This window comes from Streptomyces sp. CB02009 (assembly GCF_001905825.1).
In the GTDB taxonomy this organism is placed as follows: domain Bacteria; phylum Actinomycetota; class Actinomycetes; order Streptomycetales; family Streptomycetaceae; genus Streptomyces.
Genome location: NZ_LIVV01000011.1, coordinates 201570 through 225182 on the forward strand (window position 1 = coordinate 201570; position 23613 = coordinate 225182).

Annotated in this window: 26 protein-coding genes and 1 tRNA gene; 17 read left to right on the forward strand and 10 right to left on the reverse strand. The window is 69.5% G+C overall.

Annotation, left to right across the window (positions count from 1 at the left end):
* Positions 1–7: 7 nt before the first annotated feature.
* The 3 genes from AMK27_RS35635 to AMK27_RS42475 all read left to right on the forward strand — a co-directional run bounded on the left by AMK27_RS35635 (position 8) and on the right by AMK27_RS42475 (position 3244).
* Entirely contained in the window at positions 8–679 is a 672-nt protein-coding gene (locus tag AMK27_RS35635) for a GntR family transcriptional regulator (protein WP_073917671.1), read from the forward strand.
* An 805-nt stretch (positions 680–1484) separates the two neighbouring features.
* Entirely contained in the window at positions 1485–2033 is a 549-nt protein-coding gene (locus AMK27_RS35645) for a DUF4365 domain-containing protein (RefSeq protein ID WP_073917673.1), read from the forward strand.
* A complete protein-coding gene (locus AMK27_RS42475; protein WP_143204897.1) occupies positions 2030–3244 on the forward strand; it encodes a hypothetical protein in 1215 nt (404 codons plus the stop codon). The genes AMK27_RS35645 and AMK27_RS42475 overlap by 4 nt, the downstream gene beginning before the upstream one ends.
* 488 nt (positions 3245–3732) lie before the next feature.
* On the opposite strand, the gene AMK27_RS35650 is transcribed toward AMK27_RS42475, so the two are convergent.
* Positions 3733–4086 (reverse strand): hypothetical protein, encoded by a 354-nt coding sequence (locus AMK27_RS35650; RefSeq protein WP_073917674.1) that lies wholly within the window; start codon positions 4084–4086, stop codon positions 3733–3735.
* Positions 4083–4553 (reverse strand): NUDIX hydrolase, encoded by a 471-nt coding sequence (locus AMK27_RS35655; RefSeq protein ID WP_073917675.1) that lies wholly within the window; start codon positions 4551–4553, stop codon positions 4083–4085. The genes AMK27_RS35650 and AMK27_RS35655 overlap by 4 nt, the downstream gene beginning before the upstream one ends.
* Before the next feature lie 60 nt (positions 4554–4613).
* Here AMK27_RS35655 and AMK27_RS35660 point away from each other — a divergent pair, with 60 nt between their 5' ends.
* The 7 genes from AMK27_RS35660 (at position 4614) to AMK27_RS35685 (ending at position 8693) form a co-directional block, all read left to right on the forward strand.
* On the forward strand, positions 4614–5351 hold the full coding sequence (locus AMK27_RS35660; protein WP_073917676.1) for a GntR family transcriptional regulator: 738 nt from the start codon (positions 4614–4616) through the stop codon (positions 5349–5351).
* A 138-nt stretch (positions 5352–5489) separates the two neighbouring features.
* Positions 5490–5834: an SCO3933 family regulatory protein gene (locus AMK27_RS35665; protein WP_073917677.1), complete on the forward strand. Its 345-nt coding sequence runs from the start codon at positions 5490–5492 to the stop codon at positions 5832–5834.
* 3 nt (positions 5835–5837) lie between these two features.
* Entirely contained in the window at positions 5838–7193 is a 1356-nt protein-coding gene (locus AMK27_RS35670; RefSeq protein WP_073917678.1) for an FtsK/SpoIIIE domain-containing protein, read from the forward strand.
* 83 nt (positions 7194–7276) lie between these two features.
* Positions 7277–7957, forward strand: coding sequence for a DUF2637 domain-containing protein (locus tag AMK27_RS35675; protein WP_107425748.1), 681 nt, complete (start codon positions 7277–7279; stop codon positions 7955–7957).
* Positions 7958–7969: 12 nt separating this feature from the next.
* Entirely contained in the window at positions 7970–8161 is a 192-nt protein-coding gene (locus tag AMK27_RS35680) for a mobile element transfer protein (protein ID WP_073917679.1), read from the forward strand.
* A gap of 20 nt (positions 8162–8181) precedes the next feature.
* The gene (locus AMK27_RS42110) at positions 8182–8340 is read left to right on the forward strand and encodes a hypothetical protein (RefSeq protein ID WP_107425749.1); all 159 of its coding nucleotides are present in this window, start codon (positions 8182–8184) and stop codon (positions 8338–8340) included.
* Between the two features lie 11 nt (positions 8341–8351).
* Positions 8352–8693: a SpdD-like protein gene (locus tag AMK27_RS35685; RefSeq protein ID WP_073917680.1), complete on the forward strand. Its 342-nt coding sequence runs from the start codon at positions 8352–8354 to the stop codon at positions 8691–8693.
* Here the strand turns inward: AMK27_RS35685 and AMK27_RS35690 are convergent.
* On the reverse strand, positions 8690–9007 hold the full coding sequence (locus AMK27_RS35690; RefSeq protein WP_073917681.1) for an Imm51 family immunity protein: 318 nt from the start codon (positions 9005–9007) through the stop codon (positions 8690–8692). The two genes, AMK27_RS35685 and AMK27_RS35690, sit on opposite strands and share 4 nt — an antisense overlap.
* A 193-nt stretch (positions 9008–9200) precedes the next feature.
* On the opposite strand from AMK27_RS35690, the gene repSA reads away from it, so the two are divergent.
* The 3 genes from repSA to AMK27_RS35705 are packed head-to-tail and all read left to right on the forward strand — an operon-like array spanning position 9201 to position 11940.
* Positions 9201–10598 (forward strand): replication initiator protein RepSA, encoded by a 1398-nt coding sequence (repSA, locus tag AMK27_RS35695; protein ID WP_073917682.1) that lies wholly within the window; start codon positions 9201–9203, stop codon positions 10596–10598.
* Positions 10595–10804 (forward strand): excisionase family DNA-binding protein, encoded by a 210-nt coding sequence (locus AMK27_RS35700; RefSeq protein ID WP_073917683.1) that lies wholly within the window; start codon positions 10595–10597, stop codon positions 10802–10804. Before repSA ends, AMK27_RS35700 begins: the two co-directional genes overlap by 4 nt.
* On the forward strand, positions 10804–11940 hold the full coding sequence (locus tag AMK27_RS35705; RefSeq protein ID WP_073917684.1) for a tyrosine-type recombinase/integrase: 1137 nt from the start codon (positions 10804–10806) through the stop codon (positions 11938–11940). The genes AMK27_RS35700 and AMK27_RS35705 overlap by 1 nt, the downstream gene beginning before the upstream one ends.
* Before the next feature lie 100 nt (positions 11941–12040).
* Here the strand turns inward: AMK27_RS35705 and AMK27_RS35710 are convergent.
* Positions 12041–12115 (reverse strand) — tRNA-Val (locus AMK27_RS35710).
* Positions 12116–12292: 177 nt separating this feature from the next.
* On the opposite strand from AMK27_RS35710, the gene AMK27_RS35715 reads away from it, so the two are divergent.
* The 3 genes from AMK27_RS35715 to AMK27_RS35725 all read left to right on the forward strand — a co-directional run bounded on the left by AMK27_RS35715 (position 12293) and on the right by AMK27_RS35725 (position 14842).
* Positions 12293–13060 carry a DUF4097 family beta strand repeat-containing protein gene (locus AMK27_RS35715; protein WP_073917685.1) on the forward strand — a complete coding sequence of 256 codons (768 nt, stop codon included), beginning with the start codon at positions 12293–12295 and terminating at the stop codon, positions 13058–13060.
* Between the two features lie 77 nt (positions 13061–13137).
* Positions 13138–14556, forward strand: a complete 1419-nt coding sequence (locus AMK27_RS35720; RefSeq protein ID WP_073917686.1) for a hypothetical protein — start codon at positions 13138–13140, stop codon at positions 14554–14556.
* A 67-nt stretch (positions 14557–14623) separates the two neighbouring features.
* Positions 14624–14842 (forward strand): FmdB family zinc ribbon protein, encoded by a 219-nt coding sequence (locus AMK27_RS35725; RefSeq protein WP_030321806.1) that lies wholly within the window; start codon positions 14624–14626, stop codon positions 14840–14842.
* 60 nt (positions 14843–14902) lie between these two features.
* Here the strand turns inward: AMK27_RS35725 and AMK27_RS35730 are convergent, their stop codons facing one another.
* The 3 genes from AMK27_RS35730 to AMK27_RS35740 form a co-directional block, all read right to left on the reverse strand.
* Entirely contained in the window at positions 14903–15700 is a 798-nt protein-coding gene (locus AMK27_RS35730; RefSeq protein WP_073917946.1) for an HAD family hydrolase, read from the reverse strand.
* A 197-nt stretch (positions 15701–15897) separates the two neighbouring features.
* Positions 15898–18549 carry a phosphoribosyltransferase gene (locus AMK27_RS35735; protein ID WP_073917687.1) on the reverse strand — a complete coding sequence of 884 codons (2652 nt, stop codon included), beginning with the start codon at positions 18547–18549 and terminating at the stop codon, positions 15898–15900.
* An 18-nt stretch (positions 18550–18567) separates the two neighbouring features.
* Positions 18568–19782 carry an HpcH/HpaI aldolase/citrate lyase family protein gene (locus AMK27_RS35740; RefSeq protein WP_073917688.1) on the reverse strand — a complete coding sequence of 405 codons (1215 nt, stop codon included), beginning with the start codon at positions 19780–19782 and terminating at the stop codon, positions 18568–18570.
* A 186-nt stretch (positions 19783–19968) separates the two neighbouring features.
* Between AMK27_RS35740 and AMK27_RS35745 the strand changes: the two genes are divergently transcribed.
* Positions 19969–20910 carry a TerD family protein gene (locus AMK27_RS35745; RefSeq protein WP_073917689.1) on the forward strand — a complete coding sequence of 314 codons (942 nt, stop codon included), beginning with the start codon at positions 19969–19971 and terminating at the stop codon, positions 20908–20910.
* 75 nt (positions 20911–20985) lie between these two features.
* Here the strand turns inward: AMK27_RS35745 and AMK27_RS35750 are convergent, their stop codons facing one another.
* The 3 genes from AMK27_RS35750 to AMK27_RS35760 form a co-directional block, all read right to left on the reverse strand.
* Entirely contained in the window at positions 20986–21726 is a 741-nt protein-coding gene (locus tag AMK27_RS35750; RefSeq protein WP_073917690.1) for a TerD family protein, read from the reverse strand.
* Between the two features lie 133 nt (positions 21727–21859).
* The gene (locus AMK27_RS35755; protein ID WP_073917691.1) at positions 21860–23008 is read right to left on the reverse strand and encodes a DUF475 domain-containing protein; all 1149 of its coding nucleotides are present in this window, start codon (positions 23006–23008) and stop codon (positions 21860–21862) included.
* A gap of 27 nt (positions 23009–23035) precedes the next feature.
* A complete protein-coding gene (locus AMK27_RS35760; protein ID WP_073917692.1) occupies positions 23036–23611 on the reverse strand; it encodes a TerD family protein in 576 nt (191 codons plus the stop codon).
* Positions 23612–23613 lie beyond the last annotated feature (2 nt).

Below are 23613 nucleotides of genomic sequence, written 5' to 3' on the forward strand. Positions count from 1 at the left end.
CGCCCGCATGCTGTCCCTACGCCACACCATCGCCGCGGACCTCCGGACCCAGATCACCACCGGCCACCTGAAGGCCGGCGCCCGCCTCCCCTCGGAACCGAAGCTCGCCGCCCAGTACAAGGTCAGCACCCCAACACTGCGCAGCGCCCTCGCACTCCTCCAGGCCGAGGGCCTGATCGAGAAGATCCACGGCAAGGGCAACTTCGTCCGCCACCCCCTCCGCAGACTCACGTACACCGAAGGCCACCTCGCCCCGGACGCAGACCTCCACGTCACGATCCGCACCACCAACCTCCGAGCCCGCGGAGACCTCATCCCCCTACTCAAGGTCCCCTCATGCACCCCGCTGACTGAGTTCCTCTGCCTCACCCACCAAGGAGAGAGGCCGCACAGCCTGGCCCGCATCTACGTCCCGCGCGACCTGGAGCCAGCCGAACTGCCGTGGCCTCGCCACGGACGGGCGGAGACCCGAGAAGTGGTCACCGCCCGACTCCCCACTCCAGAAGAGGCCTCCGCCCTCCGGCTCAGCACGACGCTGGCCGTGCTCGCGATCACGCGAGTGTCTGCCGACGTCACAGGCCGCGTGATCGAGTTGGCTCGCCTGATCCTCCCGGGTGACCGCGCCGAAGCGCTCTTCACCACTCACCACACGATCGAAGAAAGGAGAACGGAAGGATGAAAGCCCACAGCGAGCTCCGCCTCCTCCCGTGGTCTGGCCCCGATGGAAAGCCCTGTTATCTGAGCACTGACAACGACGGCAGCCGTCTGTCCCGCCTGGCCGACACCACGGAAGCGATCCAACTCGACCTGGCGGCCGACCTCATTCGTCACGCGTCGGAGGCTCTCGGTGACCAGGGCACGGAGGCGGGAGAGCTCCGTCGTCTGTCGGCAGACCTGGTCAACGCGCTACAGGACGTACTCCGCGTAGCAGCAAGCCGTGGTCATCGCCTGCCACCATCTACCCCCTCCGCAATCAGTGGAGGCACCGACCCTCAACTGCCCGCGGCGGCCTTCGGCTAACGGACATGACACAGTCAAGGTGAGAAGGGCCCCGGGTTATCCCGGGGCCCTTCTGCATCACAGCGCTTCGCCTTGCCAGCTGCGGAGGCTCGGTCGATACCCTGCGATGCACTAGGGCAGGAAGCTAGTCCTACTCCCGAGCGGTATGGCTTTGGAGCCGCTCCGCTCCAGCCACTAGCAGACCGCGACGACGGCGGCGCAACCTTCCTGACACGGTGCGTCGGTCGGGACTCGACTGGCAGGGTGGGCACTTACCCTGAGCCGCCCACCGAAACGTCGGTACCTGAGGGCAGCCCGTCGCCAACGTGCACAGCCGCTCTCCCACAGCTCCTCACCCCAAGAGAGAAGAACCGAGCGCGCCTCCTCATCAACTCGCCAGTCGTTCCACGTCGTCACCGTTGCGGGGCCTATCGGGCCAGGCGGCTCCCGCCTAGGGTGTCATCAGCACGACAGCAGGGGGGTAAATGATCGACATAGACGTGGCTGCTTCCATGGGACCGTTGCGAGGCGACTTGGCCAAGAAGCAACGGATGGAGATGCTCCAGGACAGCTACTTGCGTGCTGTGGCCGCAGCTGCGGGATGCACCATGGCCAAGCCGGAGCCTGACGATGGGATCGACTGGGTTCTGACTCACGCGTCAGAAGAGCACACCGCAGACTGCCAAGTTGACCTGAAGATACAACTGAAGAGCACTTGGATGAGCAAGCCGAATCCACAGAACGGATTCGTGTCTGTCAACTTGTCCAACAGCAGACTTGCCATGCTCGCCAAGAGTCCGGTCATCGTCCACCGCATCCTGGTCGCCATGATAGTTCCAGAAGATGTTGCGGATTGGGTTGAGGCAAGCCACGATATCTTCAAGCTACGCCATTGCGCGTACTGGAGAAGCGTGACGGGCATGCAGTCATCAGGAATAGACAACACGGCCGTAAGAGTCTCCACTAGTCAGATATTCGACGATGCGGCCCTTTGTGACATCATGAAGAGAATAGGGAATGGGGGCGCCCCGTGAATACGCCACCCGACTTTCAGGAGATCGCCGAACACCTCACCGATGCGCAGCTTGCCCTAGCTCTCCAGCAAAGCGGTTGGGAAAAGTTCGGCGGTCGGGATTCCCTCTATAGCCGCTGGCGCCCGGGCGCTTCGGAGTCTGGCGCAACGCGGGGGCTCTTGCTGCCCCAAGATCGAAGCGCGGAAGACTACTTCGAGCTCCTGAGCCAGGCCGTAGCATCTGCCTGGAATCTCGGAGATCTTCGAATCAGGTCGATCCTCGAACGCGCGGCCTCACTTCATTCCCTCGGAGACGAGATGAAGTTCCACAAGGAAACACGAACCCGAAAGGGGACGATTTCGTGGACGGCTGGGGTTGACCTGCATTCAGGCGCGCATAAGTCGATGATGGTGGCAGCCAAGACGCGCAAATCCCGTTCCGCATACTACGGTAATTCCAACTCGTACCTGGCCAAGTCCTTCCTCGATTCGGTACTCATGGGACAAACCGAGGTGGGCAGTTATGTCGTGACGGCCTATGTCCCTCCAGCCGAGGTATTCACCGAGCGCAAAGTGAATGAAGGGGCCACGATCCCTTTGGTAGGCCGCCATAGCGGAAGAGAGATCACCAAAGGGCTGGTCGATGTCATGGAGGCTGCACGCGAGTCCGTCGACCACTTCCAGGCCTCCGGTTCCACCAGTGGATTTATCGACTACGTGAGCCGGGGGTTCTGCTACGAACTAACGCAGGCCCTGCGCAGCTTGATTCGGGATTCTGACGGTGCGGAAATTGAAGTCGAGTTCAACTCTTCCGATGACCTCTTCGAGACATCCCCACCACCGCGTCAAAGCCTAGAATTTACGGCATCGGATTACAGTGCGCTAGAGACAGCAGGAAATCTCCTTGCGGCCACAGCGCAAGCGGAATTCGTGACGGTTCTTGGTACCGTGACCCTCCTAGAGCGACCGAAGCCAGGGAACCCGGGAATCGTCCGGTTGGATGTAGTAGGGGGGACTGCTGCACGAAAGATGCGGGTCCGCCTAAAGGTCGAGGATTACGATATGGCGGTAGATGCCCATCGGAATAACCTCGCCTTGAGGATTTCAGGACGCCAGGAACTCGAAGGCCACTTCTATTGGCTGTACGACCCTGAAATTATTGAGCTTGTGAGAATAGTTCCTGAAGAATCGACGGATAGTATCGATTCAAGTGCACAAGATCCTCTCTTCTAAGGGCACCTGACGCCCGGTTGTCGCTGCTGTCACGCGGTATCGGCCCGCCAGGCTCGGCCGCGACTTGCCCCAGCTTCCATCCCGTCTGCCGTCGACCCACACGCCGTGGAGCGGGCACGGGTCCTGGCGTCCAGGTGGAGCGCGCCACTGCACGAACGACCTGGACGCCAGGACCCGTGTCTGCTCGGCTCTGCCTGGGTCGATGGCAGACGGGATGGAAGCCCCCACCACCACACCCCACCGGCCGGCACCCGCGCACAGGCCCCCTCCATCCCGGAGCCTGAGCGCCCCCGCCGGAGGCATCGTCTTGAGCCGCACTCGCGTATCGCCTCGGCCACGTTGTGGGTTCGTCGCCCATCAACCCGAGCTGTCAGGCGTGCGGACGGCGGCCGGGCTGGAGCGGGGCGCAGACAGGAGCGCAGGCCCGGGCGACGGGCCGCGCGCGCCGCGCCATGCGCGGTGGGTGCCTTGATGAAGTAGAGAAAGTCTTACCGCGCTTCCGGGCTTCGCTCGGCCTTGAACTCGCTCAGCAGGTCGAAGAACAGGTCGATGCCTGCCCTGCCGCTTGCTTCCGCAGCCTTCGTGATCTCGACCGCCCATCCCAAGGGACTGGCGAACGCGTGGCCAAGTCGCGGCCACAGCCACTCGGCGAACGGACCCTGGTGCTCGAAGTCCGTCATGGCCTGGGGGCCGTAGATCTCGGATGCGACTCGGTAGCCGTACAGCATTGCCTGGAGTTCCAGGAGGGAACCGCCGCGTACGAACATTCCGGGTCGCAAGCGGACCTGATCCAGGAAGTCATAGACGTCACGCCATTCGCTGACGGGCTTCAGGGTGGTCATGCAGACGTGTCCATGAGGCGGCGGCCGTCATGGCTTCGGACGTGGGGGCCGTTTCCGTCCAGGGCGTCCAGGAGGCGGATCGCGTAGACCTCGGCCATGCGCTCCTCGACCTCGGCCGGTGTCAGCCAGTCGACCGCGGTGGACTCGTCCGAGGTTCGTTCGGTGCCGCCTGAGGGCTTGCAGCGGAAGACCAGGGCGACGATGCCGCGGATGGTGTTCTTATAGACGCCCGTCAGCTCGTCCACCTCGACGTGAATGCCGGTCTCCTCCAGGACCTCGCGGGCTACGCCCGCTTCCGGGGCCTCGGTGAGTTCGAGGACTCCGCCCGGGAGTTCCCACGTGCCGTTGTCCGCTCGGCGGATGGCCAGGAGGCGGCCGTCTTCGCGCACTACCGCTCCGGCCACGGACACCGAGTGGAGTGGCGTTGACTTTGTTCCCGCGCTCCCGTTACTCATGTACAGGAGCATAGGAGAGTGGGTAGGACCGTGGGAACTCCAGCAGGAGCCGGCAGGGCCGTACCTCGGTACGTGCAGATCGCCGACGAGATCGTTCAGCAGATCCGGTCCGGCGTACTCAAGGCCGGTGACATGGTGCCCAGCGAGTCCGAGCTCGTCGAGCGGTACGGGGTCGCCGGCGGGACCATCCGTAAGGCCATGGTCGAGGTGCGGGCCAGCGGGCTCGTCGAGACTCGGCACGGCAAGGGTTCGATCGTGAAGGATCGGCCTCCTGTACGGCTTCGGTCTTCGGATCGGTTCCGCGCTTCTCATCGGCGAGGCGGTAAGGCTGCCTATCTCGCCGAGTCCGCGCAGTCCGGCGCCACGGCCAAGGTGAGCGTGCTCTACATCGGGCCCATGGAAGCGCCTGCGGACATCGCCGAACGGCTTGGTGTCGACGTGGGGACGCAGGTGCTCGCGCGGCGGCGGCTGTACTTCCGGAACGGGACGCCCGTCGAGACCGCCTCGTCGTACCTGCCGTGGGACGTGGTGAAGGACATCCCCGAGCTGTTCGCCGAGAACCCCGGCCCCGGTGGCATCTACGCCCGGCTCGAAGACCACAGCCACACCTTTGCCGAGTTCGTGGAGACCCTCCAGGCTCGGCCGGCCGCGAAGGCGGAGGCGTCCGAGTTGGCGCTGAGTCCTGGCGCCCCCGTGATTCAGCTGGTGCGGGACGCGGTGACCACGAAGGGTCGCGTCGTGGAGGTCTGTGACACCCTCATGGCCGCTGACCAGTTCGTCTTCCAGTACCGGATCCCCGCGACCGACTGACGCTCACTCAACTCCCCTCAACCCGCTGCGGTTTCTTTCCGTGGCGGGTTGACTCATGTACAGGAGTGGGGCACTCTTCTTCATGCCACTCCTATACAGGAGTGAAGGAGCCCAACCTCTATAGAGGAGTGATCCACTGTGCGTCAGATCCCCGTCGACACCTCCGCCGCGATGGTGATGGTGGCCCAGCCCCCGGCCCCGAAGATTGCCAACCGCCAGACCGGCGAGATCGCCACCGACCGGGACACCGGTGCCCCGCTCATGACCGTCGACGTCATGTTCGTCATGGACGGCAACGCCGAGATCCTCAACCTGACCGTGCCCAAGACCGGCATCTCCGAGGAGCTGTCCATGGGCATCCCGGTCGCCCTGACCGGCGTCGTCGCCCGGCCGTGGGAGAACGAGTTCAACGGCCAGAAGCGCCACGGCATCAGCTTCCGCGCCGTCGCCGTCACCTCACTCGCCGCCGCGAAGGTCGGCTGACCCATGACCGCCTTAACGGTCACCCTCGCCTTGGTCGCCACAATCGCTCTGCTGCTGCGGTGGCAGCGTCCGGCCTGGTACTGGATGAGCTTCGGCGTCGTCTTCGCCGTGGTGCGGATCCTCGCCCGGTACGCGTCGGTCATGGACGCGTGCGGGCTGACCGTCCCGCCCTCGCGCTGGCGCCTGGCGCTGGCCCGGATGACCGGCCGGCCCATCCCCGACTCGCGGGCTCCCCGGATCCTGCGGCTGCGGCCGACACGTACCGGGCTCGTACTGCGGCTGAAGCTGCGTCCTGGTCAGGACGCGTTCGACTTCTCCGCCGCCTCGGACCGGCTCCGGCACTCGTTCGTCATGCAGAACGTCACCGCCCGGGAGATCCGCTCCGGTGTCGTCGAACTGCGGATGACCGGCTACGACGTCCTCAAGCGGGTCCAGATGCCCGCGGCCGCCCGTGCTGGGGTCATGCGGGTTCCGGTCGCCATGCGGGAGGACGGAGAGGTCTACTACCGCGACTACCGCCAGACCCCGCACGCGCTGAACGTCGGTGCCACCCAGTCCGGGAAGTCCGTCTATCAGCGCAACCTCGTCGCCGCGCTCGCCACGCTGGATATCGCCCTCGTCGGGATCGATTGCAAGCAGGGAGTCGAACTCGCGCCGCTCGCCCGACGGTTCACCGCCTTGGCCGACAATCCTGATGCAGCTGCCGATCTCCTCGACACCCTCGTCGAGCACATGGAGGACGTCTACCAACTGATCCGACGCGAGCAGAGATTGAGTGCAGACCTCCCGGATGCGGAGATCACCGCCGACATCTGGGACCTGCCCGATCACCTGCGACCGACGCCAATCGTCCTCCTGGTCGATGAGGTCGCCGAACTCGCCCTCTTCGCCACGAAGGAGGAAGAGAGGCGGCGGGACCGGATCATCACCTCCCTCGTCCGGCTCGCCCAGCTCGGCCGCGCCGCCGGCATCTACCTGGAGGTCTGCGGGCAGCGCTTCGGCTCCGAACTCGGCAAGGGCATCACCATGCTCCGCGCCCAGCTCACCGGCCGCACCGCCCACCGCGTCAACGACGAGACCTCCGCCAACATGGCCTTCGGAGACATCGCCCCGGACGCCGTCCTCGCCACGGTCCAGATCCGCACCGACCGGCCCGGCACCGCTGTCGCCGGCGACTCCTCCGGTGGGTGGGTCCGCATCCGTACTCCCCACCTCACGCTCCGGCGGGCCGTGAACATCGCGAACTCCCACGCTCACCGCACGCCCGAGATCCCCGCGCTGGACGCCTTCCGGCCCGTCCTGCCGCCCCTGGGCAAAGCCGCGGCGCCCTCAACCGTCACGGCTCCCGCGATCGCCTGACTCCCCCCGCTCCACGGCGGCGTGACTGCTTCACGCCAGGTCCCTACCCCTCCCATGCCCGAAACCGGAAGGAGGACCTTCTGATGCGCCCCATCCGCCGACCGGACGCGGTCCTCGTACAAGCCGTGATCGCTGGCGCCCTGTCCTTCGCTCACCTCCACGACCTGGCTGCGGCTGCCGGACAGTCCGGTTGGAAGGCCTGGGCCTACCCGATCTCCGTCGATCTCCTGCTCGTCGCCGCCTGGCATCGGCTGAGGACCTCGCGGGCCGCCGGTGAGCCTGTCCGCTCGGCCTGGACGTGGTTCATGGTCGCCCTGGCCGCGTCGCTCGGTGCGAACGTCGCCACCGCCGGTCTCCTCGACCTCGGCCACGTCCCCGGCTGGCTGCGCATCCTCGTCGCGGGCTGGCCTGCTCTCGCGTTCCTCGGTGGGACCCTTCTTGTCCACTCTCCTGGACATCCGGCGGTCGCCGTGCCGACGGAACCCGGCACGGCCGCCGAGCAACCCTCGGCCTTGGAAGCGGTCATCGAGCGGGATGACGTCAACGAGTCGGAGCCCGAGAGCGCCGCCCCGGCACTCCCCTCCCTGGAACCGGAGCCCGAACCCGCCCCCGTGGCCGTACCGCCGGCGCTCGTCGCTCACGCCCGGAAAGTCGCCGACGACTACCGCGCCCGCACCGGCTACCCGATCGATGCCGACACCCTGCGCGCTCGCCTCGGCGTCCCGCCCCTGATGGCCGCTGCCATCGCCGCCCAGCTCGTCTGAAGGGAGACCCTCATGGCCCCTCGCGATCACTTCCACTCCGTGATGCGGATCGGCCCGGTGCAGATCGGTACCCGCCGCGATCGCCACGGCCGCACCAAGTACGCCGCGGTGTGCACGTCCGACGGCTGCGGCTGGTCCGCCGAGTACTCCAGCTCCTCGGCCGCCCAGCTCGCCGCCCGCACCCATCGCTGCAAGCCCCGCTGACCTCGAAGGAGACCCGCCTCATGGACGTCCCGCTCTGGCTCGCGCTGATCGTCGTCGGCGGCCTCGGCATCAAGCTCATCCGCCCGCCCTGGTGGCTCGTCGCCGTGATCCTCCTCGGCGGCTACCTTCTCGCCGACAGCGTCCTCGCCCCGCTCATCGACACCACGATCAGCAAGTAGGGAGAACCGTCATGTTCCAGCCGCGCATCCCGGTCAACCCGCTTCCGACCGGCATCGTCACCCCGCTCGTCCACCCGACCGTCACCACCGACATCGCGCCTCACACCGCCGATGCGGTGGCCTGCCACCACCACAACGCCCCGGCCTCTGCTCCGGTCCCGGCGCCGTCCTCCGGCGTGCGCCTCACCCCGGCCGGCCTGGCTGTCGTCGTGGCTGGCGGCGCCGGAGCCGTCCTGGTCGTCGGCACGGTCCTGGTCTCCATGCTGCTCGCCGTCGCCGTCAGCGCCGCCTCGGTCGCCGTGTGCGCCGTCGTCCTGCGCTCGCTCCTCAACGGCCAGCACCGACAGCGCTAGTCGTCGAACTCGAAGCCCGACGCCTCCGCACGGGCAATGATGTCGCGCACTGCCTCAGGGCTCGTGATGACGGATTCAAGAGCCGTCTTGAGTCGTGCGAGATCGCTCGAACTCCCGACCGCGCAGAACGTGCCGGCCTCGCTGTCGAATTCGAGGTCCTCGGCAATGTCCGGCCAGGCGAACTGCACGAGACCTTCCCAGAAGTACCCGTTCGGCTCGTGCCCGGCGGCGGCTACAGCGGCGTCGGCAGCCAAGTCACCGGTATTCAAGGTCAGCGAGTGCTCGCCGTCGAAGTCATACAGGTTGATCGTCACGGCGTGATCGTCTCACCGCCCTCTGACAGGGCCGCCCAATCTCTCGGGGCGCCCGTCCGGCCCCCACCCACACCGGTCCGGTGGGCCATTCCAATCACCGCACTAGTCGGCCTCCGGGCGGCTCAACCGCCAAGTCTCCGCCGCCCGGAAGCCCCGCTCCTGCCCAGCTCGCAGAACCAGAAGGAAGCACTCCATGATGACCGCCCCAGCCGCCCCGTCGGCGGGATTCGACACTGCCACCCTGAGCGACATGCTCCGGGTCGCTGGGTCCCCCGGCTTCGATCGCTGGAAGGAACAGATCCACCGCACCGGCGGCTGCTCCCACCCCATCCATCTCCAGGGCTGGATCCTCACCCGGGACAAGGCCACCGGCGAGACCCTCCACCGGTACTCCACCGACACCGAACCGGGCGCCCGGCTCCGGATCGCCTGCGGCAACCGCCGGGCCTCCCGTTGCCCCGCCTGCGCCTGGACCTACGCGGGCGACACGTACCACCTCATCCGCGCCGGCCTCGCCGGAGACAGCGCCCGGGACATCCCCGCCGCCGTCCGCGAGCACCCCCGCGTCTTCCTCACCCTCACCGCCCCCTCCTTCGGCCCGGTCCACAACCGCCCCGGCACCCGGCCCTGTCGCTGCGGCGCCCGTCACGCTGAGGACGACACCGCCCTCGGCACACCGCTCGACCCCGACTCATACGACTACGCCGCCGCCGTCCTCTTCAACAACCACGCCGGGCAGCTCTGGCAGCGATTCACGAACCGCCTCCGCCGGGAGATCGCCGCCACGGCCGGCCTCTCGCAGAGGGAGCTGAAGGCTGTCGCCCGGATCTCGTACGGGAAGGTTGCCGAGTTCCAGAAGCGCGGCGCCGTCCACTTCCACGCCGTCGTCCGCATCGACGGCCCGGACGGTCCCGACTCGCCCCCGCCGTCATGGGCGACCACCGAGCGCCTCACCGATGCCATCCGCACCGCCGCCACCCACGCGTACACGACCGTCACCGTCCCAGCCGTTGGCCATCAGCCGTTACGTCGCCTCCGCTGGGGCACCCAGCTCGACATCCGGCCCGTGAAGGCGTTCGGCGACGGCTCCGACATCACCGAACAGGCCGTCGCCTCGTACATCGCCAAGTACGCCACCAAGGCCGCCGAGACCACTGGCAGCCTCGACCGGCGCATCGGCAACCGTGAGGCTCTCGTCCTCCTCGGCGTCCCCGACCACACCCGCCGCCTTGTCGAAGCCTGCTTCGACCTCGACCCGCTGTATCCGGACCGCCGCCTCCTCGCCTGGGCCCACATGCTCGGCTTCCGGGGCCACTTCTCCACCAAGTCCCGCCAGTACTCCACCACCCTGAGCGAACTCCGCCAGACCCGCGCCGACTACCGCGCCGCCCAGGAACGCACCGCCCGCGGCCTCGACGACGTCGAGCCGGACACCGTCCTCGTCCTCACCTCCTGGACGTACGCCGGACACGGCCACTCCCCCGGTGAGGCCGCCCTCGCCGCCTCGATCGCCCGGGACATCCAGCTCAACCGTGAGACCGCCCGCGAAGCCCTACGCGACCAACTCGCCCTGGAAGGAGCACCTGCATGACCGACCGACTGCTGACCGTGGGCCAGGCCGCCGAACTCCTCGGCACCACCGAGAGGTTCCCGCGTCGCCTCATCGCCGAGCGCCGGATCGTCTTCATCAAGGTGGGACGGCATGTCCGCATCCCTGAGCGGGCCTTGGAGGAATTCGTCGCTGCCCACACCGTCCAGCCGATCGCCACTCCTCGCCGATTCGCGGCGGTGGCCTGATGGCGAACACCAAGGGAAAGCGGCGACGCTTCGGTGCCGTGCGCAAGCTGCCGTCAGGGCGGTTCCAGGCTCGCTATCAGGGGCCCGACGGGATCACGCGATCGGCTCCCGAGACGTTCGCCTCGCAGACCGATGCCGATCGGTGGCTCGTCCGCAAGGAAGCGGAGATCATCGACGGCAAGTGGAAGAACCCGGACGACAAGGTTCTCTTCGGGGTGTACGCCGACGCATGGTTCAAGGAGCGCGACTACGCCGCGACCACCCGCGAGCGCAACGGCAGCGCACTGCGGCTCCACATCCTGCCGACCTTCGCGAACGTGGTCCTGAGTGAGATCACCACACCGCAGATCCGTCGCTGGCGTGCCGGCCTCCTGGAGTCCGGTGTCGGTGAGCCGACGGTCGCCAAGGCTTACCAGATCCTCCGCGCCATCATGAACACCGCGGTCGACGACGAGCTGATCCAGCGCAATCCCTGCCGCATCAAGGGCGCCGGAGCGGCCAAGACAGCTGAGCGGCCGTTCCTCGACGTCGCCGAGGTCTTCCAGCTCGCCGACGCCGTGCCGGCGCGCTTCCGGGTGTTCATCCTGCTGGCTGCCTTCACCGGGCTCCGCTTCGGAGAGCTCGCCGCGCTTCAGCGCCATGACGTCGACCTCGACCGGCGGACCGTCGCCGTACGGCGTTCTCTGGCCGAGACCCGTACCGACGGCATCCTGGTCAAGACGCCCAAGAGCGCGGCCGGTGTGCGTACCGTCGCCTTCCCGGCCTCGCTGGCGGAGAGCCTGGCCACTCATCTCGCCGTCTACGCCGAGCCGGGTCGGACCGGGCTGGTCTTCACCGGAGCCCGCGGCGGGCAGCTGCGCCGGAACAACTTCCGCCGGCTGTGGCTGCGGGCCCTGAAGGACACCGGCCTCCGCGACGTCCATTTCCACGATCTGCGCCACACCGGGAACACCCTCGCCGCGACCGGCGGCGCCACGACACGTGAGCTGATGCAGCGGATGGGGCACTCGTCGGTGCGGGCCGCGCTGATCTATCAGCACCTGGTGAACGGGCGTGACCACGCCATCGCCGCCCATGTTGATGAGCAGATCAAGAAAGTCCGGCCGGGCGAGTCCGGCGACGCATCTGGCACGTAACTGGCACGGCGCCGCTCCGCCGCCTCCCCACCCAAAGAACGACAAAGGCCCAGGCTCCCGGTTCAATACCGGTGACCTGGGCCTTTGTCTATCTACCTGCTGGTGGGCGCGGACGGTTTCGAACCGCCGACATCTGCTTTGTAAGAGCAGCGCTCTACCCCTGAGCTACGCACCCGTGGAGGAGGCATCAGCCTACATGGCGCATGGGTGGGTGCCGCAAACCGATACCTCCCGGTGCGGGGGGTATCCCCACCCCCGGGACGGTGGGTCGCCGGATCGTGACGGCGGGTGGTGGGGTCGTACGGTCGGGGGACTGTCCGCGTTACTGGTTTCTTGTGGGGGTCTCGGCGTCATGGCTGCTGTCCGTCGTCCGTTCCGCGTCCTGCTCGCCTCCGGTGGAGTGCTGGTCGCCTCTCTCGCGCTCGTCGGGTGCGGCTCGGATGTCGAGGGGGCGCCTGTGGAGCGGAAGACGTTCGCCTTCGCCGGCGACGCGCTCACCGTCGACTCCGACAACTCCGAGCTCGTGATCACCCCCGCCGACATCGACGACGTACGCGTCGAGCGGCAGGTAGACGGCTGGGTGTTCATGGGGTCCGGGCCCGATCCCGAGTGGAAGCTCGTCGACGGGAAGCTGACCCTGCGGGTCAACTGCAACGGCGTCTCCTCCCACTGCGACGCCCTCCACCGGATCCAGGTCCCCCGCGATGTCGCCGTCACCGTCGACAACGACAACGGGCGCGTCACCGCCGACGGCTTCGCCACCCCGATGAAGGTGCGCTCCGACAACGGCGACGTCCGCGTCCGCGAGGCCGGCGGGCCGCTCGACATCGGCACCGAGAACGGTGACGTCACCGTCGATCCCGGAGCCACCGCCCCCGAGGTCGTCGCCCGGTCCGACAACGGCGACGTCCGCATCGCCCTCGGCACCGTCCCCCGCCGCGTCGACGTCGTCACCGACAACGGCGACGTCCACGTCTCCGTCCCCACCGCCGAGTACGAGGTGACCGGCGCCAGCGACAACGGCGACGTCCGCATCGACGTCCCCCGCCGCGACAAGAGCGGGCACTCCGTGAACGTCCGCAGCGACAACGGTGACGTCTCCGTCCTCACGGCGAACTGACCGGCCCGTATGTTCGTCCTTACCGGGTGGGAGAATGAACCGGACCGGGCACGGCGGACACAGCACGGGAGAGGTACGTGGCGGCGAGCGACGCGAGGGGGGCGAGCGGCGTCCGGCGTCGTGACGCGCCAAGCCGGGGGCAGACCCCATCCGAAGGCGGCCCGCGGCCGGGGACGACCGGGCTCCGGCTCGCCCTCGCCCTTCCGCTGCTCGTCGGCGCCCTGCTGCCGCACGCCTTCGCCGGCGGCGGCACCCGCCGCTGGTTCGGCGGACGCGGCGAGAGCCAGCGCGCCGAGGCCCAGGCCGCCAAGGACGCCGCCGCTGCCGCCTTCTACGAGCTCGACACCGCCCAGCGCGGGCTCCGCATCTCCATCGAGACCATCACCGCCGTCGACAGCTCCCCCGAGACGCGCCGCGCCGTCGAGGGCTTCGAGGCCCTCGGACGCCGTATCGACGAGGTCAGCCACACCTACATCAGCGCCGTCGACGCCCACGACCTCGACCGGGACGAGCTCGACGCCGCGACCGCCGTCCGGGCCCGCTCCGAACTGACCCGCGCCAAGGACGAGCTGGACCGCGTGAAGGGCGAGCTCGACCGGTTCGAGGCGGGGCTCACCCCGCTCCTCGGGCAGGCCGAGACCCAGCTCGCCCGCCTCGCCCCCGCCGTCGAGCGGGCCCGGCAGGCCCTGCGCGGCGCGAGCGGCGCCCTCGACTCCGTACGCGAGAGCGGGCTGCGCGCCGACGACCTCGCCGCCCGGCTCGCCGCCCTCGGGCCCGAGCTCACCCGGCTCAACGAGGGCGCCGGGCGCCACGGCGTCCCCGAGACCCTGCAGCGCGCCGACAGGGTGCTGCGCGACGCCGAAGCCGTACGGGCCGAGGCCGAGCGGCTCCCCGCGCGGGCCGCCGAGATCGACCGGCGCCTCGTCTCCCTCCGCACCCGCACCGAGGCCCTCACCACGCGCACCGGTGGCGTCGAACCGATCCTCTCCGAGCTCCGGCGGCGCTTCACCGCACCCTGCTGGCAGGACCTCCAGCACGTGCCCGAGCAGGCCGCCACCACGCTCCGGCAGGCCGAGGAACGGCTCGCCGAAGCCGGCAGGGCGCGCGCCGAGCAGCGCTGGCCGGACGCCACCTCGCTGCTCTCCACCGTCCGCGCGCTGCTCGACTCCACCGACGAGGCCGTCTCCGCCGCCGGCGACCGGCTGCGCCGCCTCGAAGCCGTCGCCAAGGACCCCAAGGCGGAGATCGACCGCGCCCGGTTCGCGGTACGGGACGCCCAGCGCCTCGCGATGGCCGGACGCAGCACCCCCGACCCGCGCCACGCGCGGCCCCTCGACGAGGCCGTCGCCCGCATCGACCGCGCGGTCGACACCCTGGAGGGCCGCCACCCGGACTACTGGCACTTCCTGACCGAACTCGAGGCCGTACGGGCCACGGCCGCGCACGTCGTCGGCCAGATCAGGGAGGACCGCGGCGGCGCCACCGGACAGCAGTGAGGAGGGGAGCGACGCGTCGCGGTCGGGTCCCCTGCCCCCGGCCGGGCGCAGGCTCTAGCCTGTTCCCATGCCTCGTTACGAATTCCGCTGCCGGACCTGCGGCGACACCTTTGAGCTCAGCCGGCCCATGGCCGAGTCCTCCGACCCGGCCTCCTGCCCCGCCGGGCACGACGACACCGTCAAGCTGCTCTCGGCCGTGGCCGTCGGCGGCTCCGCCTCCGCCGCCCCCGCGCCGAGCGGTGGCGGGGGTGGCGGAGGCTGCTGCGGTGGCGGTTGCTGCGGCTGATCCCGGTCGGCCCGTAATTGCGGCCCGTAGATCCGGTCGGTTCCTGTCAGTCCCGGTCGGTCAGACCGCTGCCGCCGCCCTGAAGCGGCGCAGGATCTCCTCCCCCGCCGCGACCCCGCGTTCCGCCAGGACGTCGAGGTGGGGGGCCGTCCAGTCGCTCTCGGCCAGTTCGCCGTGGCCCGGGCGCCACGCCCGGTCCGCGGCGAGCAGCAGGTCCGCGTCCAGGAGCGAGTCGCCGGCCGCGAGGGTGAGCGAGGCGCCGGTGCGGCGGGCGACCTCGCGGACGGCCGCGCTCTTGGTGAGCGGCTTCGGTACGGCGTACACCTTGCGGCCCTGGAGCGAGACCGTCCAGCCGCGCTCCCCCGCCCAGGCGCCGAAGCGCTCCAGCCAGTCCTCGGGCAGCCGTTCCCGCTCGACGACGAGGTACGCGAAAAGGTCCTCGGCCACGCGGTGCTTGCGTACCCAGGACAGGTCCGTGGTCGCGGTGAGGTAGGCGCGGATCTCGGAGAGCGGCGCGCACTCCTCCGCGAGCCTGCGGATCACCGAGGCGTGCCAGTCGGCGTCGGTGACGCCGTCGACGAGGATGTGCCCGCCGTTGGCGCAGATCGCGTACTTCGGTGCGCCGCCGGGGAGTTGGATGCGCTGGTACTGCTTGCGCGTCCGCGTGGTGGTGGGGACGAAGACGGCCTCGCCGGTCAGTCGCTCCAGCAGTCCCGCCGCGTGCTCGGTCATGTACGAGAGCGGCCTGGACTCGTGGACCTCGACGCAGAGCAGCCGGGGCGCCTGGGCGTCGGGCATGCCGAGGGCCAGCGCCGCGGACGAGTAGATGAGGGTGCGGTCGAGGTCGCTCGCGACCAGGACGGGGGCGGGGGCGGAAGCGGGGGCGGAACCCTCGGCCGGGACCGAGGCCGGGACCGTGTTCGGGGCCTGGGCCGTGCTCGGGGCCTGGGGCGGAATCGGGGCCTTCGTCGTCGTCGTCACGCTCGTGGTCGTACCCGTCGTCTCGGTCGTCCTACCGGTCGTGCCCGTGGCCGTGTTCGTCCCGCTCTCCGTACTCACTGGGACACCACCGCCTTGCCGTCGGCGCCTGTCGCACCCCTCGTGTACTGAGGGTGTATCAGGCCGACGCAGCTGTACGGGAGTTCGTCGACCTCCTCGACCGGTACGCCGCGCTGCTCGGCGAGCAGCCGGACGTGCGCCAGGTCGGCGTCGGCGCCCCGCTTCGCGAGGATCTTCCAGGGGACGCGGCGGAGCAGGACACGGGTGGTCTCGCCGACGCCCGGCTTGACCAGGTTGACGTCGTGGATGCCGTACTCCTCGCTGATCCGCTCGACGGCGGCCCAGCCCTCCCAGGTCGGGGTGCGGTCCGCGGCCAGCAGTTCCTTCACGTCGGCGTCGACGGCCGCACCGACCTCCTCGAAGCGGGCGGCGACGGCGTCGAGGAAGGCGCGGGATACGTCCACGCCGGCCAGCTCGCGGTAGAACTTCCCGCCGTGGAAGTCGTTCGGTCCGACCAGGTCGGCGCGGAGCACCGTACGGGAGATCAGGCCGGAGACCGTGGAGTTGAGGCAGGCGGAGGGGATGAGGAAGTCCTCGCGCGTGCCGTAGGTACGGACGCAGGAGCCGGGGTCGGCGAGGACCGCGATCTCCGGGTCGAAGCCCGTGACGCCTTCGGCGGCCTCGAACTCCTTGATCGCGTCGGCGAGTTCACGGGTGATGGCGCCCTTGCCGGTCCAGCCGTCGACGAACACGACGTCGGCCGGGTCGTGGTGGGCGGCGAGCCAGCGCAGCGCGTTGGCGTCGATGCCCCGGCCGCGCACGATGGAGACCGCGTAGTGGGGCAGGTCCAGGCCGTGGCGGGCCTGCGCCCAGCGGCGCATGAGGACGCCGACGGGGGTGCCGGCGCGGGCCAGCGAGACGAGGACCGGGCTGTGACCCGGCCGCTCGCGCTCGGCCAGGACGGTCTCGGTGACGGTGCCGACGGCGCGGGCGATGCGGGCCGCCGAGGTCTCCAGGGCTGCGTGGAACAGCTCCTGGTATCGGTCGCTCGGCTGGTACTCGACCGGGAGCGACTCGGCGTAGTGGGCGCCGCCGCTCTGGATGGCTTCCTCGCGTTCCTCGGTGGGCGCCTCGAGCTCGACGTCCGAGAGGTCCTGGAGCAGCCAGCCGACCTCCTCGGGTGCGTACGAGGAGAAGGCGGGGCCGCGGAGGGGCTCGGGCAGCATGGAGCTCCTTTCGGGAGCTTCGACGGCTTCGGTGGTGGCTTCGATCGCTTCGGTGGCTTCGGTGAGCCTGGGGGCCCCGGTGGCCCTGGTGGCCCCGGTGACCTCGGTGCCCTCGGTGACCTCGGTGCCCTCGGCCGTGGGCGTGTACGAGGGGACGACCGCGAGCACGACGCGCGGGATGTGCGTGGCGAGCTGGGCGAGCAGGCCGTCCGGGGCGTGCAGGGCCGGGGTGTCAGCGGTGGAGTCGACGACCAGGACGACGGCGTCGAAGCCCGCTCCGGCCACGTTGTAGGCGTAGCGCTCGCCGGGGCCGTCGGCGGGGTCGTCGTGGGCGGGGAAGACGAGCCGGGTGCGGATCGCGTAGCCGGGGTCGTCGACGGCGAGGACGGGCGAGCGGGTGGTCGTGGAGTACCGGACGTCGTGCCCGGCCTCCTCCAGAGCGGTACCGAGGCGCAGGGGCGCGTACATCAGCTCCTCGAACCCGAGGACGAGCACACGCGGCCCCCCGGCCGACGGGCCCGGCTGCGCCTCGACACCGGAGGCCGACCGCGCCCCAGCCGTCGCGCCGCGCTCCGTCCCGGCTGCCCCACCCCCCAGTGCCTCCGTGATCCTGGCCGCCATCGCGGGCAGTGCCGTCTCCAGGCGGTGGCGCTGGTCCGGTGTGAAGCCGTGTCGGCCGCCGTCGGGCAGGCCCTCCGGCCAGTCCAGCGCCACGCGCGCGTGCTCCTGCCCGCCCCGGGCCGTGGTCGGGCCGGGTGCGGAGACCGCCCCGGGGGCGTACGCCCGTTCGTGTTCCGCCACCAGCGCCTGACCCTTCTCCAGGACCCCGTCCGGGAGGCGTACGGTGCCGGCGGCGCCGGATATCAGGTCGACGCGGGCGCCTATCTCCGCCGCGAAGGCGTCCAGGCGGCCGAGGTCGGCGGCCGAGCGCATGTCGACGAGGGCGACGACGACGTACCGGTCGCGCGGGTAGCGCTCGTGCAGGGCCCGCACGGTGTTGAGGACGGTGTTGCCGGTGGAGAACTCGTCGTCGACGAGGACCAGCGGGCCGTCGCCGGCGAGCAGCTTGGGGTCCTCGGGCAGCAGCAGGTGCGAGGTGGCGTGCGAGTGGGACTCCTCGAAGCCGCCCGCGCGGGCGACTCCGGCCACCGGCCGCCGGGTGGAGTGGAGGTACGGGGCGAGGCCGAGGCCGTCGGCGACGGCGTGGCCCAGGGCGGTGGCCGTCTCGGCGTACCCGAGGACGACCGAGCGGGCGGCCTCCTCGTCGCCCAGGAGCGCGCGGACGCGCCGGCCGAGGTCGAGGCCGGAGCCGTAGACCACGGACGGCCGCTGCGGCACGTGCTTGCCGAGCACGCTGGAGACCAGCAGATGCGCCCGCTTGGGGTTGCGGCGCAGTGCGAGGCCCAACAGGTCCGGTAGCGCCTCGTCGCCGATCAGTTCGACGCCCAGTCGCTCCGCGACCCACGTTCCGGTCCACACCACGTCGTCGACGTCCCTTCGTCAGCCGGCCAGTCCGGCGGTGAGCAGATCCACGAAGCCGACGTCCTCCTTGGCGACGCCGAAGAGCTCGGCGCGCAGGAGGGTGCGTTCGGCCCACGCGCGATGCGGCTTCACTTCGTTCATCTTGTTCGTGTAGGCGGAGCGGAGGACTCCGCCGCCGCCCTGTTCGGGCCGCAGGATGTCCTGGGCGTCGCTCCACTCCTCGTGGCTGACCACGGAGAGCGCGTGCACCGGCACCACATGGGTGGGGTGGATGCAGGTCTTGCCGAGCAGGCCGTTGGCGCGGTCGAGTTCGATCTCGCGCAGCAGGCCGTCGAGGTCGTGTTCGATGAGGGCGGTGCGCAGGTCCTCGGCGCGGCCTTCGAGGAAGGGGCTGCGGCGCAGCTGGGGCTTGAACATGCGCTCGCCGGGCCGGAAGTACTCCCAGACGGGTCCGGTGACGGTGAAGCCGGTGCCGTCGGAGCGGCCGAGGACGTTGACGACGTCGGCGATGACGTTCGCGACGATCTTGACGTCGTAGGCGGTCATGTCGGGCGAGCGGCGGAGCCCGTAGGCGGAGCAGAAGTCGGTGACGCCGAGGCGCAGGGCGAGGACCCGGTCGCGGTACTTGTCGGTGATCGAGGCGATGCCCGCCAGGGTCTCGGCCCGGGTCTCCAGGTGGAGGAGCTCGGGGGACTCCAGGACGGGCATGGCGAAAAGCCGCCGTCCGCTCGTCCGCTCGGCCAGGGCGAGCGCTTCGAGGAACGCTTGGCCGCGTGCCTCGGTGAACTTGGGCAGTACGAATCCGGACAGTAGGCGGACCGTTTCTCCAAGCCGGGCGACGAGCTCGGTGATCTGCCGGGGATCGCGGACCCGGATGAAGAGCAGGGGCAGATCCGCGGCGGGATCCGTGGCGGGGTCGGCGTCCGTCACGGTTCCTGCGGCATGATCGGCGAGGTCGGCGAGGTCGGCGAACTGGCGTACGAGGTTGTCCTCGCCCGCCTCGACATCGGCGTCACTGATGGAATCCTCCAGGCAGAGCACCATGGAGACCACTCCACGGGCCGCCTGCTTGCGCACGTCGTCGGCGAGCCGGGGCCGGGTGGCCGGGCTGTAGAGCGTGGCTCCCAGGGCCACGGCGAGCGTGCGCGCGGGCGAATCTGCCGTGAACGCGGCCGGTTCCCGAAGGAAGAGACCAGCCCGCGCCGCGGACGGGATGTGCCCGAAATGACGCATATAAGTCCCCCGTCTACCTCTCTGGAACCTGACGACATGTGGCCGGTAATAGTACGTAGGTGCGGGTGTCCGCAGTTCCCTTCGAGCATGAAATCCAGGTAACTCATCGGCGTCCGTCGCGCCGCCCCGCGACAGGTGACGCCCCCGCGTTGTCCGCGGGTCCGTCGGGAGGGCAGGATTACGGTCATGACGCACGCGATGCTGAAGGGCTCCAACGTCCCTCTCGACACCGCGGCCGTACGGGCCGTGCTCCGCTGGACCCCGGGCTCCGGGGTCCCCGACGTGGATGCCTCGGCCCTGCTCCTGGGGCCCTCCGGCCGGGTGCGGTCCGACGAGGACTTCGTCTTCTACAACCAGCCGCGCCACCCTTCGGGCCTGGTGCGACGGCTGCCGAAGAAGCGTGACTCCAAGGGTCTCACGGACACCGTGGAAGCCGACCTCGGAAGCCTCGACCCCTCCGTCGACCGGGTGGTGATCGCGGCCTCCTCCGACGGCGGCACCTTCCGCTCCGTCTCCGACCTGCGGATCCTGCTGTACGACGCGACGGCGGGACCCGACGCCGAGGCGCTGGCCCTGTTCTCCGTGACGGCGGAGACGGGCGAGGAGACGGCCGTCATCTGCGGCGAGCTGTACCGCCGCGGGGACGGCTGGAAGTTCCGCGCCGTGGGTCAGGGCTACCCGACGGGCCTGGTCGGCCTCGCCACCGATTTCGGCATCTCGGTCGACGAGGACGCACAGGAGGCGCAGGACGCGGCGCAGGAGGCCCTTGACGCCCGGAGCGCCCAGGACGGCCCCCAGGCGGCCCAGGGCGGCTTCCGCGAGGTCCCGGGCGGCCACGGCTCCCCCGGCGGGTCCCAGGAGGTCACGGCGGCCACCGTCGCCTCCCGCGCCGGTGACCCGGATCCCGACCTGACGGTCGCCCACACCCCCGTACCCGTGCCCCCGCAGCCCACCGTGCCGCCGCCCATGCCCGACCGGGCGCCCGCCTACGGCTACCCCCAGCAGCAGCCGGCGACCGCCGGCCCGGCCCCCGCGTACGGCTATCCGCAGCCGGTGACCGCCCCCGAGCAGAACCCGGCACCGGAGTTCCGCATGCCGCCGATGGGTCCCCAGTTCGTCCGGTCCTGAGGCCGGTCCCGAGGCCGGGCCTGGGGCGGGTCCCAGGAGCGGCCCCAGGGGCGTCCCCGGGGACGCGGGCAACGGCTACGCCTTGGTCTTGTAGCCGCGCCCCCACTGGAGACCCCAGCCGTACAGCCGGTCCAGTTCGGCCTGGAAGCCGTACACGAAGCGCACCTCGCGGCGGACCGTCAGCTCCCCCTTGGCGTTCTCCACGGAGAAGACCGCGCAGGAGCGGGCCTGCGGGGCGCGCTCGTCGAGCTCGATCTCGATCCGGGGGCCGTTGCTCGGATAGAGCGTGATCTTGGCGTGGGTACGGTCGAAGGCCGGCGTCTGGTCGTAGATGTACACGAAGAACAGCAGGCGCTTGATCTCGTCCTTGTGGTCCAGATTGACGAAGATCGTCTCCCCGGAGGAGCCGCCGAAGCGGTCGTCGCCGCTGAGCTTCACGTACGGCGCGCCGTTCAGGTCGCCGAAGAAGCCGCCGAGCGGCTGCACCACGCCCTTGCTGCCGTCGGCGAGCTCGTAGAGGCAGCCCAGGTCCAGGTCGACGTTGACCATGCCCTGGGTGTGCGCCTGCACGACCTCGGGCTTGAAGAGCTGGGACGGGTTGCGGAGCAGCCGGCCGCTCTGCCGGGAGCGTCCTTCGAGGTCGGAGGTCCGCATCCGCCAGGAGAGGTTCACCCGGAGGTTGCCGGTGGCGGCCCCCTGCTTGGTGAGCGAGACGGACGGGCGCCGCTTCGTCAGGTCGATCGTGTTCGACGCGGCGCTGCCCGAGTCGAACTGCGACGCCGTCCTGCCCGGAAAAAGGTTGTCCCAGAAGGCCATGCCGCCTTCACCCCCCACTGATCGCCGGCCCCACTGTCCGCCGGCACCGCTGACCACCGACACCGCACATGCCTGCGGGGCGGCCGGGTGCACCGACCGCCCCGCAGTGAAGCGTTCCTCATTGCCGGGGGTGTCACACCCCGGACGACACCTCGGTCTTGTTCCCCGCGGGACCCGACCCGCCCTCGGCCGCCGCGAGCGCCTTGTTGCGCCGTACGGAGGACCAGAAGGACCAGGCGATGAGGGCGACACCGATGAGACCGGTGACCACCTCGGGGATCTGGTAGCGGATGGAGACCATCAGGATCAGGGCCAGCGCGCCGATCGCGTAGTGCGCGCCGTGCTCCAGGTAGACGTAGTCGTCGAGGGTGCCCTGGCGGACCAGGTAGACCGTCAGCGAACGGACGTACATCGCGCCGACGCCGAGGCCCAGCGCCATCAGGACGATGTCGTTGGTGATGGCGAAGGCGCCGATGACACCGTCGAAGGAGAAGGAGGCGTCGAGGACCTCCAGGTAGAGGAACATGAAGAAGGCGGCCTTGCCGGCCAGCTGGACGACGCCGACCTTCTTGCCGCTGCGCTTGGCCTCTTCCTCGGCCTCGTGCTCGCGCTCCTCCTCCTCTTCGAGCTTGTTCTCGAAGAAGCCGGAGAGACCGCCGACGACGAGGTACGTGATGAGGCCGAAGACACCGGAGAGCAGGACGGTCGACGCCGCGTCGATGTGCGTGCCGCCGTGCTGGTGGGCCTGGGTCGCGAAGGTCATGGCGCTGATCGCCAGGACGACCAGGGCGATGCAGACGGACAGCATGTCGATCTTGCCGAGCTTGGCCAGGGGGCGCTCCAGCCAGCCGAGCCACTTGATGTCGCGGTCCTCGAAGATGAAGTCGAGGAAGATCATCAGCAGGAACATGCCGCCGAAGGCCGCGATCGACGGGTGGGCGTCGGTGACGAGCTGCTCGTAGCGCTCGGCGTCGTTGAGCGCGAGATCGACGGCCTCGATGGGGCCGATCTTGGCACTGATGGCCACGATCACGACCGGGAAGACCAGCCGCATGCCGAAGACGGCGATGAGCACGCCGACGGTGAGGAAGATCTTCTGCCAGAAGGCATTCATCTTCTTCAGGATTCCGGCGTTGACCACTGCATTGTCGAAGGACAGCGAGATCTCGAGGACACACAGGATCGCGACGATCCCGAACGCCTCCCACCCCCCGTAGAGCACCGCTGCGACCAGGCCGAGCGCCGTGATGGCGAACGACCAGCCGAAGGTTTTCAGAACCACTGTTTGCCCCAGGTGAATTACACGGCTTTACGAAACGTTGACCCCGAAGTCTAGAGCGATGCCCCGCAGCCCCGACGCGTACCCCTGACCGACCGCGCGGAACTTCCATTCGCCGTTGTAGCGGTAGAGCTCGCCGAAGATCATCGCGGTCTCGGTGGAGGCGTCCTCGGAGAGGTCGTAACGGGCGAGTTCCTGGCCGTCCATCTGGTTCACGACGCGAATGAACGCGTTGCTGACCTGACCGAAACTCTGGCTCCGGTTGTCGGCGTCGTGGATCGACACCGGAAAGACGATCTTGTCGCAGTGGGCCGGCACCTTGGAGAGGTCCACGATCAGGGACTCGTCGTCCCCGTCGCCCTCGCCGGTGAGGTTGTCACCGGTGTGCTCGACCGAGCCCTCGGGGCTGCGCAGCTGGTTGTAGAACACGAAGTACTCGTCCCCGAGCACCCGGCCGGCCTGGCACAGCAGTGCGCTGGCGTCGAGGTCGAAGGGGGCTCCGGTGGTGGAGCGCGCGTCCCAGCCGAGCCCGACGAGGACCTGGGTGAGGTTGGGTGCGGCCTTGGAGAGGGAGACGTTGCCTCCCTTGGCGAGCGTGACGCCCATGA

What these genes read in the sequence shown, in the direction of transcription:
- AMK27_RS35760 (WP_073917692.1), bottom strand. Translation starts at nt 23,611, where the DNA reads ATGGGCGTCACGCTCGCCAAGGGAGGCAACGTCTCCCTCTCCAAGGCC.
- AMK27_RS35650 (WP_073917674.1), bottom strand. Translation starts at nt 4,086, where the DNA reads ATGACCACCCTGAAGCCCGTCAGCGAATGGCGTGACGTCTATGACTTC.
- AMK27_RS35670 (WP_073917678.1), top strand. Translation starts at nt 5,838, where the DNA reads ATGACCGCCTTAACGGTCACCCTCGCCTTGGTCGCCACAATCGCTCTG.
- AMK27_RS35715 (WP_073917685.1), top strand. Translation starts at nt 12,293, where the DNA reads ATGGCTGCTGTCCGTCGTCCGTTCCGCGTCCTGCTCGCCTCCGGTGGA.
- AMK27_RS35655 (WP_073917675.1), bottom strand. Translation starts at nt 4,553, where the DNA reads ATGCTCCTGTACATGAGTAACGGGAGCGCGGGAACAAAGTCAACGCCA.
- AMK27_RS35705 (WP_073917684.1), top strand. Translation starts at nt 10,804, where the DNA reads ATGGCGAACACCAAGGGAAAGCGGCGACGCTTCGGTGCCGTGCGCAAG.
- AMK27_RS35685 (WP_073917680.1), top strand. Translation starts at nt 8,352, where the DNA reads ATGTTCCAGCCGCGCATCCCGGTCAACCCGCTTCCGACCGGCATCGTC.
- AMK27_RS35725 (WP_030321806.1), top strand. Translation starts at nt 14,624, where the DNA reads ATGCCTCGTTACGAATTCCGCTGCCGGACCTGCGGCGACACCTTTGAG.
- AMK27_RS35700 (WP_073917683.1), top strand. Translation starts at nt 10,595, where the DNA reads ATGACCGACCGACTGCTGACCGTGGGCCAGGCCGCCGAACTCCTCGGC.
- AMK27_RS42110 (WP_107425749.1), top strand. Translation starts at nt 8,182, where the DNA reads ATGGACGTCCCGCTCTGGCTCGCGCTGATCGTCGTCGGCGGCCTCGGC.
- AMK27_RS35645 (WP_073917673.1), top strand. Translation starts at nt 1,485, where the DNA reads ATGATCGACATAGACGTGGCTGCTTCCATGGGACCGTTGCGAGGCGAC.
- AMK27_RS35750 (WP_073917690.1), bottom strand. Translation starts at nt 21,726, where the DNA reads ATGGCCTTCTGGGACAACCTTTTTCCGGGCAGGACGGCGTCGCAGTTC.
- AMK27_RS35745 (WP_073917689.1), top strand. Translation starts at nt 19,969, where the DNA reads ATGACGCACGCGATGCTGAAGGGCTCCAACGTCCCTCTCGACACCGCG.
- repSA (WP_073917682.1), top strand. Translation starts at nt 9,201, where the DNA reads ATGATGACCGCCCCAGCCGCCCCGTCGGCGGGATTCGACACTGCCACC.
- AMK27_RS35675 (WP_107425748.1), top strand. Translation starts at nt 7,277, where the DNA reads ATGCGCCCCATCCGCCGACCGGACGCGGTCCTCGTACAAGCCGTGATC.
- AMK27_RS35740 (WP_073917688.1), bottom strand. Translation starts at nt 19,782, where the DNA reads ATGCGTCATTTCGGGCACATCCCGTCCGCGGCGCGGGCTGGTCTCTTC.
- AMK27_RS35680 (WP_073917679.1), top strand. Translation starts at nt 7,970, where the DNA reads ATGGCCCCTCGCGATCACTTCCACTCCGTGATGCGGATCGGCCCGGTG.
- AMK27_RS35635 (WP_073917671.1), top strand. Translation starts at nt 8, where the DNA reads ATGCTGTCCCTACGCCACACCATCGCCGCGGACCTCCGGACCCAGATC.